The organism is Azospirillum sp. A26 (assembly GCF_042604635.1).
GTDB classification, from domain to species: Bacteria; Pseudomonadota; Alphaproteobacteria; order Azospirillales; family Azospirillaceae; genus Azospirillum; species Azospirillum palustre.
Genome location: NZ_CP170472.1, coordinates 818,650 through 827,858 on the forward strand (window position 1 = coordinate 818,650; position 9,209 = coordinate 827,858).

A 9,209-nucleotide genomic window follows, 5' to 3' on the forward strand; every position below is an offset into this window, starting at 1 on the left:
TCGCCGGTCCGGTCATTCGCGGTCGCGCGCGCCGTCCACCGCGACGTTGCGGTCGGAGACGATGCGGTCGTTGCCGCGTTCGCCCGTCAGCCCCTGCGGACGGTCGGGCTGGCGCGGCGGCAGTGGGCCGGTGCCGAGACCGCCGGCCTCCTCGCTGCCGGGGATGCCGAAATCCTCATCGGGCTGGTCGATGGGGCCACCGGCGCCGGGGCCGATGATGCGCTGGAAGCCTTCGATCTCCTCGTCCACGTCCAGATGATCGCGTGTCTCGCGAATATCCAGCGGGATGTCGCGCTCGTCGATGCTGCCATTGTCACTGGGGCCGGTGGCGTTGCCGATCTTGCGGCCGTCATTGCGGTCATTGGTGGCCATGGGTGCTCTCCTGTATGCCGTGTTGAGGTTTCGCGTTCCTCAACAGGGCGGAAAGGCACTTGTCACCGACCGCAAGTCGAACCAGCCGCCGACGCTGTGGCGCAGATCGTGCCGCCGGTCCTGTTCCGGTGCCGGGGCGATGTCCCACAGCCAGGACATGTCGGGGGCGGGAAGGGCAATGCCCCAGGTCGAATCCTCAACCTCGGTCACGGTGCCGCCATGGATCCATGAGGCGTCGATGTCGGTGAACAGAGCCGCGTGTTCGGCGATGGCGGTCAGCCAGCACAGGTGACCGTGGATCATGCGCAGCGCGAAGGCCATCCGGTCCGCCGCCGGGATCTTCGGGGCGCGGCGCTCCACCGCCTCCAGCGGCAGCAGGGGCAACTGGGACAGCAGATTGCAGGAGAGGGCGAAGCGGAAGGGGCTCCCCTCCGGAAGCGGCGCGACGAAGCTGGTTGGCAGCGGGCCGCGGCTATCGAGCGACGCTGCAAGCGGGGCCAGGGCACCGCTGACGTCCATCTCGATAAGCCGGACGTTGGGCAAGGCGGCGACCCTGCGGCGGACGGCTCGGCTGTGCAGGATGTCGACCAGCACCACCTCGTCGAAGCGGGCCGTCAGCCTTTCCAGCGGAATTTCGATCAGCAGGCCGGACCCGGCGACCAGCGCCCGTCCGCCCGGTGTCGCCCATTCCATCGCCTGTTCGACGAAGCGGTGGCAGGCGGCGACGTGCGGCGCCCACGCCCGTCTTTGCCGCCGGTGGCGGGCGCCCAGCGCCACCATCTCCGACAGATAGCCGAACCTGCGGGCCAGCGGCGGGCAGGGGGTGGTCAGATATTCGAAGGCTTCGCGCAACATCGCCGGCCAATTCCCTCCCGTCGGTCTCTTCCTGGCGCCTCGCTTTTTGGCCGTCTCACCCCTTGACCCGCGAGGGTGGCAAGGTACCTATGGCGCCATGGTCGAGATCAAGAGGAAAGCGGCCCTCGTCACCGGGGCCGGCAAGCGCATCGGGCGGGCCATCGCGCTCGATCTGGCGGGGCAGGGGTGGGACGTCGCCGTCCATTACCGAAGCTCCCGCGCGGAGGCCGATGCCGTCGTCGCGGACATCGAGCGGGCGGGCGGGCGGGCCACGGCCTTCTCCGCCGATCTGGACCGCGAGGCGGAGGTGAAGACCCTGGTGCCGGCGGTGACGGAGCAGCTCGGTCCGCTGACCCTGCTGGTCAACAACGCGTCCCGGTTCGAACGCGACGAGGTTGCCGACGTGACCCGCGAATCGTGGGACGCGCATATGGAGGCGAACCTGCGGGCGCCTTTCGTGCTGTCGCAGGACTTCGCGTTACAGTTGCCGGAGGGGGAGAGCGGGCTGATCGTCAACATCATCGACCAGCGCGTCTGGAACCCCACGCCGCATTTCGTCTCCTACACCCTGTCGAAGATGGGGCTGTGGGCGCTGACCCGGACGATGGCGTTGGCGCTGGCCCCGCGCATCCGTGTCAACGGCATCGGTCCCGGCCCAACCCTGCGCAACGACCGCCAGACGGTCGAGGAGTTCGCCGAACAGTGGGACTCGACCCCGCTGCGGCGCGGCACCACGCCGGCGGAGGTCTGCGCCACCATCCGCTTCCTGATCGCCGCCCCGGCGATGACCGGACAGATGATCGCGCTGGACGGTGGCGAGCATCTGGGATGGGCGCAGCCGGCGCATGGCTTCGTGCCCACCGAATGACGACCTGTTACAGCGCGTAAACATGGGAAGACGCGCCCGCCTGACGCCGGACGACAGGCATGACGGAAGCGGGGGCGAGGAAAAGGACCGCGCGTTTTACACAGGTGGCCCACCCCGCGCAAGAGGCGCTTGCGTCGCAGCGACGATTTTGTGTCAGCGCGTCAATTCCCGCCCTTGACTTGAACCTGACCTAGTGAAATCAATGGCTTAGCAAAAATGACCAAAAAATAGGCAGAGGCATGCGATCCCTTGCGGCGCCTAGCTCCGGGTGGGCTACTCCCTCCGTTATCGACAAACTTATCCACAGGTTTCGTGGATATTCTTTCGGAGGGGTGAGTCGATCCACATGCGACCTGTATGTGCCCAACAGTTGACCCACGGCGTCCGCTCGACGACATTCTGGTCATGTCCGAAACGCATTCATCAGACCCTCTGGATTCCCCCTCGGCCGACGATGCCTCAGATGGTTCCGCTGAAGATCGCTTGGCCGAAGACGGTTTGACCGATCTGGCCGCTCCGACCGACGCAGTGCCGGTGGGGGAGGGTGCATCCGCGCGTCCGAAGCGGCGCCCGGCCGACATCAACCGGGGTGTCGAGATCATTCGGGAGCATCTGAAGACCCTGCCGCAGACGCCGGGCGTCTATCGCATGCTGGCGGGCGACGGGGCGGTCCTTTACGTCGGCAAGGCGCGCAACCTGAAGCGCCGGGTGACCAACTACACCCAGGTGGGAAAGCTGCCGGTCAGGCTCCAGCGCATGGTCGCGGAGACCGAGACAATGGAGTTCGTCAACACCCACACCGAGGTGGAGGCGCTGCTTCTCGAATCGAACCTGATCAAGAAGCTGATGCCGCGGTACAACGTGCTGTTGCGGGACGACAAGACGTTTCCGCACATCATGATCACCAAGGACCATGACTATCCGCAGCTGACCAAGCACCGCGGCGCCCGTGGTCGCGACGCCGACTATTTCGGCCCCTTCGCCTCGGCCGGGGCGGTGAACCGCACCATCACGGCGCTGCAGCGCGCCTTCCTGCTGCGCAACTGCGCCGACACGGTGTTCGCCGCCCGCACCAGGCCCTGCCTGCAATTCCAGATCAAGCGCTGCACGGCGCCCTGCGTCGGCCGGGTCAGCCCAGCGGAGTATCAGGCACAGGTCAATCAGGCGCGCGCCTTCCTGGCGGGCAAGAGCCGCGACATCCAGACGGAGTTCGCGGACCGGATGATGGCCGCCTCCGAGCAGATGGATTTCGAGACGGCGGCGCGCTACCGCGACCGTATCCGCGCCCTGACGGCGATCCAGGCCCACCAGGACATCAATGTCGAGGGGGTGGTGGAGGATGCCGACGTCATCGCCGCCTATGCCGAGGGCGGGGTAACCTGCATCCAGGTCTTCTTCTTCCGCGGCGGGCGCAACTATGGCAACCGCGCCTACTTCCCCAGCCACGACAAGGCGGCGGAGACCGACGAGGTTCTCGCCGCCTTCATCGCCCAGTTCTACGAGAACAAGGCGGCGCCGCCGCTGGTCCTGGTCAGCCACGCCCTGCCGGAACTGGAGCTGCTGAGCGAGGCGCTGGCGGTCCGTGCCGGGCACAAGGTGGAGCTGGCGGAGCCCAAGCGTGGCGAGAAGCGCCGGATCGTCGAGCATGCGCTGACCAACGCGCGCGAGGCGCATGGGCGCCGGCTGGCCGAAAGCTCCAGCCAGGCGCGGCTGCTCGAAGGGGTGGCCGCCGCTTTCGGGATGGATTCGGCGCCGGAGCGGGTGGAGGTCTATGACAACTCCCACATCCAGGGGGCGCACGCCATCGGCGGGATGATCGTCGCCGGTCCGGACGGCTTCATCAAGAACGCCTACCGCAAGTTCAACATCCGCACGGAGGGCGCGGCCGGCGACGATTTCGCCATGATGCGCGAGGTGCTGACCCGCCGATTCGGCCGGGCGGTAAAGGAGGATCCGGAACGCAGCCTGGGAAGCTGGCCCGATCTGGTGCTGATCGACGGCGGCTTGGGCCAGTTGAACGTCGCGCTTGAGGTGTTCGCGGAACTGGGAATAGACGACGTGACGCTGGTCGGCATCGCCAAGGGGCCGGACCGCGATGCGGGGCGCGAGCATTTCTTCATGGAGAACCGCCCGCCCTTCCAGATGGAGATGCGCGATCCGGTGCTGTATTTCCTGCAACGGTTGCGCGACGAGGCGCACCGCTTCGCCATCGGCACCCACCGGGCCAAGCGGACCAAGGCCATCGGCAAATCGCCCATCGACGAGATCGCCGGCATCGGTCCTGCCCGCAAGAAAGCCCTGCTGCATCATTTCGGCAGCGGCGCGGCCGTGGCGCGCGCCGGGCTCGCCGATCTGGAGGCGGTGGAGGGGATCAATCGGACCGTTGCGAAAAAGATATACGATCACTTCCATCCCGATGGTTAGAATGCAGGCACACGAATTCAGCCGGCTCTCTCACGGGCGCCGTGCGGCGACATCCTCCAGCGGTTCGAGTTCTCCGTCATGCTGACCAGCCTGCCCAACCTGCTGACCCTGTCGCGCATCGCGGTGATCCCGGTGGTGGTCGGGCTGTTCTATGTGCCGGAGGCGTGGGCCGCCTACACCGCCTGCTCGCTCTATGCGGCCGCCTGCATCACCGACTGGTTCGACGGCTATCTGGCGCGCGCCTGGGCGCAGGAGAGCGTGATCGGCAAGTTCCTGGACCCGATTGCCGACAAGCTGCTGGTGGCGGCGACGCTGATCATGCTGGCGGGCTTCCACCGGCTGACCGGCCTGTCGATCCTGCCGGCGGTGGTGATCCTGCTGCGCGAGGTTCTGGTGTCGGGCCTGCGCGAGTATCTGGCCGGCCTGCATGTCGGCGTGCCGGTGACCTGGCTGGCGAAATGGAAGACGACGATCCAGATGATCGCGTTGGGCTTCCTGATCGTCGGCGATTATGGTCCCGCCGAACTGCCGGTGACCTTCATCGGTACGGTCGGCCTGTGGATCGCCGCGGCGCTGACCTTTTACACCGGGTGGGATTACATGCGCGCCGGCTTGACCCACATGATGGCGGAGCAGCCGGCGAAGCCCGGTGCCGCCCGTTCGGCCCGAAGCGCCGGTTGAAAGTTTCCGACATGAAAATCTTCGGGTTGACCGGCTGGAGCGGCAGCGGCAAGACCTCGCTGATGGTGCGCCTGATTCCGGCGCTGACGGCGCGTGGCTTGCGGGTCTCGACGGTCAAGCATGCGCACAAGGGCTTCGACATCGACCATCCCGGCAAGGACAGCCACAACCACCGCATGGCCGGCGCCACGGAGGTTCTGGTCAGCTCTCCGCGCCGCTGGGCGCTGATGCACGAGCTGCGCGACGCCGAACCGGAGCTGACGCTGGACCAGCTGATTGGCAAGATCGCTCCGGTCGATCTGCTGTTGATCGAGGGCTTCAAGCGCGACCGGCACGAGAAGATCGAGGTCTGGCGGGCCGATGTGGACAAGGCGCTGATCGCGCCGGACGACCCCACCATCGTCGCGGTGGCAAGCGACAGTGCGGTGCCGGGATGCCCGGTTCCGGTGCTTGACCTCAACGATGCGGATGCGGTCGCGGCCTTCATCGTTGCGCGCTGTGGGTTGGGGTGAGACTGAGTCTTCACGCGGTCGGACGGGTAGTATGGACGGCGCTTCCTCTTCCACCCGGCGGACGCGCGGCCGCGGTGGTCATCGGATCGCCATTTTCGATTTCGACGGGACGCTGGCCGATAGCTTCCCCTGGTTCGTCGGCGTTCTGAACGGCGTTGCCGACCGCTATGGCTTCAATCGTGTCCAGGCCGACGAGGTCGAACTGCTTCGCGGCTATGACGCGCGGCAGATCATGCGGCACCTGCGGGTGCCAAGCTGGAAGCTTCCCTTCATCGCCAACCACATGCGCCGGCTGATGGCGAGCGACATCGACGGCATCGGGCTGTTCGATGGCGTGCCGGACATGTTGCGGGCGCTGACCGACCGGGGGGTGACGGTCGCCGTCGTCAGTTCCAACTCCGTCGAGAACATCCGCCGCATCCTGGGGCCGGAGGCGGCGGGGCAGGTTGCTCATTACGGCTGCGGCGCCTCGCTGTTCGGCAAGGCGGCGAAGTTCCGCAGGATGCTGCGGACGACCGGCATTCCGGCGGCGCAGTCCATCGCGATCGGGGATGAGCTGCGCGACATCGAGGCGGCGCGAACGGTGGGCATGGCCTGTGCCGCGGTCACCTGGGGCTACACGCGCGGCGATGCGCTGGCGGCGCGGCAACCGGACCGGCTGCTGAACCGGGTGGAGGAGATCCCCAGCCTGTTTGGCGGCTGAATGCCACGTCCCGGAAAGCGCGCCTTTTCCCTCTTCGCACCCGACGCCGCAACGGACTAGAGTGGCGGCCATGGTGCAACTCGACAATGACTGCTTCGCCTTCGGCGGACCGATGATGGCGCTGGAGCCGGCGCTTGCGCTGCTGGCCGGACGGGTCGGGCCGGTGACGGCGACCGAAGCCGTGCCGCTGTCCAATGCGCTGGGGCGGGTTCTGGCTGCCGATCTGGTGGCGCCCTTCAATGTGCCGCCGCACGACAATGCAGCCGTGGACGGCTATGCCGTGTTCTTCGACGACCTCGACCCTGACGCCCCCATTACTCTGCCGGTGACGGCGCGGGTGGCGGCCGGGCAATGGCTCGGCCGGCCGGCGGCGCGGGGGGAGGCGGTGCGGATCTTCACCGGCGCGCCGATGCCCGCCGGCATGGACACCGTCTTCATGCAGGAGGATTGCCGCAGCGCCGGGACCGGACGCGATGCAACCGTCACCCTGCCGCCCGGCATCCGCCGTGGCGTGAACCGCCGGCTGGCGGGAGAGGATGTGCGCGAGGGCTCGGTCGTGCTTTCGGCCGGGCGCCGCCTGCGGCCGGAGGACATCGCGCTCGCCGCCTCGCTCGGCCATGCGATGCTGGACGTGCGCTGCCGCCTGCGGGTGGCGGTGTTCTCCACCGGCGACGAGCTGCGGCAGCCGGGGCAGGCGCTGGAACCCGGCGCCGTCTATGACGCCAACCGCTTTGCCCTGATCGCGCTGCTGACCCGGCTGGGCTGCGCCGTCACCGACCTTGGCATTCTGCCCGACCGGTTCGAGGCTATCCGCGATGCTCTGGCCGAGGCTGCGGCCGGCCATGACGCGCTCATCACCTCCGGCGGCATGTCCACCGGTGAGGAGGATCACGTCAAGCCGGCGGTCGAGGCGAACGGACGGCTCGATTTCTGGCGGCTGGCGATCAAGCCGGGACGGCCGGTGGCGCTGGGGCGGGTGCGCGACGCCGTGTTCGTCGGCTTGCCCGGCAATCCGGTCGCGGTGGTGGTGACCTTCCTGCGCATCGCCCGGCCGATCCTGCTGACGCTGATGGGGGCATCCGCTGAGACGCCGAGGCCGATCCCGGTGCGCGCGGGCTTCGCTCACAAGAAGAAGCCCGGTCGGCGCGAGTTTTTGCGCGGGTCGCTGGTGTTGAGCGCCGATGGCGCGCTCGAGGCGACCAAATACCCGCGCGACGGGGCCGGCGTGCTGTCGTCGCTGGTGGAGTCCGAGGGTTTGATCGAGTTGCCCGAGGATCTGGCGCGGGTCGAGCCCGGCATGACCGTCGATTTCCTGCCTTTCAAAGAATTCCTGTAGAGGGCGCGTGATGAAGATTCTCTATTTCGCTTGGCTGCGCAGCAAGATCGGCGTGCCGACCGAGACGGTGGACCTGCCGGCGGAAGTCGCCACGGCCGGCGATCTCGTCGAATGGCTGAAGACCCGCAGCCCGCGCCATGCCGAAGCCCTGGCCAACAGCAAGGTGGTCAAGGTGGCGGTGAACCAGGAGCATGTGCCCTACGACCACCCGATCTCGCAGACCGACGAGGTGGCGCTGTTCCCGCCGGTGACGGGGGGCTGACGGCATGGCGATCCGCGTCCAGGCCGGGGATTTCGACGTCGGCGCCGAATATGCCGCCTTCACCGCCGGCCGCACCAGCGTCGGCGGGGTGGCGATGTTCGTCGGGCTGGTGCGCGACATCGCCGGCGGTGCCGCCGTCAGCGCCATGACGCTGGAGCATTACCCCGGTATGACCGAGAAGCAGTTGGAGACGATCGAGGACGAGGCGCGCCGCCGCTGGCCGCTGGACGACGTGCTGGTGATCCACCGCCATGGCCGGCTGGAGCCGGGCGACCGCATCGTGATGGTCGCCACCGCGTCGGCCCACCGGGACGCCGCCTTCGAGTCCTGCCGCTTCCTGATGGACTGGCTGAAGACCAGGGCGCCCTTCTGGAAGCTGGAAGCAACGCCGGAGGGCGAGCGCTGGGTCGAGGCCAAGGACAGTGACGACGCTGCGGCGGCACGGTGGGCGAAATGAGGTCTTGGAGGAGGCGGGGCGCGCTCAGGCGTGCCCGGCTTCGCCCGACAGCATGGAAACGCTGACGCCCAGCTTGCCGATGGCGCGCTCCCACTTGGCGTCCAGGTCGGTATCGAACAGCAGCTTCTCGTCGCAGGGCACGTTCAGCCAGCCATTGGCCTGGAATTCGGCATCGAGCTGCCCCGGACCCCAGCCGGCATAGCCGAGCAGCAGCAGGTTGCGGCGCGGGCCGCGGTCTTCGGAGATGGCGCGCAGGATGTCAATGGTGGCGGTCAGGGCCACGTCGTCGTTCACCACCAGGGTACCGTCGCGGACATAATCGGTCGAATGCAGGACGAAGCCGCGGCCCGACTCGACGGGGCCGCCATAATGCACCGGCAGGTTGTTGACCGGCTGCGAGATGTCCATGTCGAGCTGTTCCAGCAGATCCTCGAACGTGATCGACCCGAACAGCCGGTTGACAACCAGCCCCATTGCGCCGTCTTCGTTATGGGCGCAGACATAGATGACCGTACGTTGGAAGCGCGGGTCCTCCATTCCGGGCATGGCGATCAGCAGCTGGCCGGTCAGCGATTCCGTGGTCTTGGAGTCCGGAGACTTGGTCAGGCGCGGCATGGGCGAATATCCTTGTCGTCGGTCCGGTGCGGGAAACCGCGTCCGTACCCACGTGCGGTTGTGGTTGGCGCTCTGGCGACGCTTTCACCGGAGTGTGACAGCACCGGCCGAGCTTTGTCACCAT

At 67.5% G+C, this 9,209-nt stretch carries 11 protein-coding genes; 8 read left to right on the forward strand and 3 right to left on the reverse strand.

What is annotated here, in order from left to right:
* Window positions 1–12 precede the first annotated feature (12 nt).
* Window positions 13–372, reverse strand: coding sequence for a hypothetical protein (locus tag ABNQ39_RS04385; RefSeq protein WP_376959189.1), 360 nt, complete (start codon window positions 370–372; stop codon window positions 13–15).
* Window positions 373–411: 39 nt separating this feature from the next.
* The gene (locus tag ABNQ39_RS04390; protein ID WP_376959190.1) at window positions 412–1,227 is read right to left on the reverse strand and encodes a hypothetical protein; all 816 of its coding nucleotides are present in this window, start codon (window positions 1,225–1,227) and stop codon (window positions 412–414) included.
* Window positions 1,228–1,324: 97 nt separating this feature from the next.
* Between ABNQ39_RS04390 and ABNQ39_RS04395 the strand changes: the two genes are divergently transcribed.
* The 8 genes from ABNQ39_RS04395 to moaE all read left to right on the forward strand — a co-directional run bounded on the left by ABNQ39_RS04395 (window position 1,325) and on the right by moaE (window position 8,470).
* Window positions 1,325–2,095 (forward strand): SDR family oxidoreductase, encoded by a 771-nt coding sequence (locus tag ABNQ39_RS04395; protein ID WP_376959191.1) that lies wholly within the window; start codon window positions 1,325–1,327, stop codon window positions 2,093–2,095.
* 405 nt (window positions 2,096–2,500) lie between these two features.
* Window positions 2,501–4,519, forward strand: coding sequence for an excinuclease ABC subunit UvrC (gene uvrC, locus ABNQ39_RS04400; RefSeq protein WP_376959192.1), 2,019 nt, complete (start codon window positions 2,501–2,503; stop codon window positions 4,517–4,519).
* 78 nt (window positions 4,520–4,597) lie between these two features.
* Window positions 4,598–5,200 carry a CDP-diacylglycerol--glycerol-3-phosphate 3-phosphatidyltransferase gene (gene pgsA / locus ABNQ39_RS04405; RefSeq protein WP_109049932.1) on the forward strand — a complete coding sequence of 201 codons (603 nt, stop codon included), beginning with the start codon at window positions 4,598–4,600 and terminating at the stop codon, window positions 5,198–5,200.
* An 11-nt stretch (window positions 5,201–5,211) separates the two neighbouring features.
* Complete coding sequence (gene mobB, locus ABNQ39_RS04410) at window positions 5,212–5,712, forward strand: molybdopterin-guanine dinucleotide biosynthesis protein B (RefSeq protein WP_109049931.1); 501 nt, start codon at window positions 5,212–5,214, stop codon at window positions 5,710–5,712.
* 31 nt (window positions 5,713–5,743) lie between these two features.
* On the forward strand, window positions 5,744–6,415 hold the full coding sequence (locus ABNQ39_RS04415; protein WP_376959193.1) for an HAD hydrolase-like protein: 672 nt from the start codon (window positions 5,744–5,746) through the stop codon (window positions 6,413–6,415).
* Between the two features lie 70 nt (window positions 6,416–6,485).
* Window positions 6,486–7,751 (forward strand): molybdopterin molybdotransferase MoeA, encoded by a 1,266-nt coding sequence (locus ABNQ39_RS04420; RefSeq protein ID WP_376959194.1) that lies wholly within the window; start codon window positions 6,486–6,488, stop codon window positions 7,749–7,751.
* A 10-nt stretch (window positions 7,752–7,761) separates the two neighbouring features.
* Complete coding sequence (gene moaD, locus ABNQ39_RS04425; protein WP_376959195.1) at window positions 7,762–8,013, forward strand: molybdopterin converting factor subunit 1; 252 nt, start codon at window positions 7,762–7,764, stop codon at window positions 8,011–8,013.
* A 4-nt stretch (window positions 8,014–8,017) separates the two neighbouring features.
* Window positions 8,018–8,470 (forward strand): molybdopterin synthase catalytic subunit MoaE, encoded by a 453-nt coding sequence (gene moaE / locus ABNQ39_RS04430; protein ID WP_376959197.1) that lies wholly within the window; start codon window positions 8,018–8,020, stop codon window positions 8,468–8,470.
* A 24-nt stretch (window positions 8,471–8,494) separates the two neighbouring features.
* On the opposite strand, the gene ABNQ39_RS04435 is transcribed toward moaE, so the two are convergent.
* Entirely contained in the window at window positions 8,495–9,085 is a 591-nt protein-coding gene (locus ABNQ39_RS04435; RefSeq protein ID WP_098739902.1) for a YqgE/AlgH family protein, read from the reverse strand.
* Window positions 9,086–9,209 lie beyond the last annotated feature (124 nt).